At 64.6% G+C, this 268-nt stretch carries 1 protein-coding gene; it reads right to left on the bottom strand.

The window, feature by feature from the left end:
- Nucleotides 1–200 (bottom strand): hypothetical protein (locus AC3II9_RS21835; RefSeq protein ID WP_489158797.1); only part of this gene is annotated, 200 nt, incomplete at its 3' end.
- Between the last annotated feature and the right edge of the window lie 68 nt (nt 201–268).

Here is a 268-nt window from a genome sequence, read left to right as displayed (position 1 = left end):
CGGCGCACCACGGTGGCTGGTGTCTCGTCCGTCGCCAGCACCCCCGCCAGTCGCAGGTCGGACACGAGCGCCGATCCGACGACGATCGCGATCGCCAGGATGTGGATGCTCTGCACCGTGGGGATAATCCAGGTGATGTCGCGGATCGATGTGCTGATCGGCGTTTCATAGAGCCAGTTGCCGAAGGTCTCGATGGACATCGCGCGGTCTCTCCCATGAGTGAAGGGTAGGAATCCGGCGACGTTCGTTCCCGCGCGCCTCGTCCCAC

This window comes from Lysinibacillus sp. RU7 (assembly GCF_057837305.1).
The sequence above is the reverse complement of the archived record's forward strand: the minus strand, read 5'-3'. Positions and strand labels throughout refer to the sequence as shown.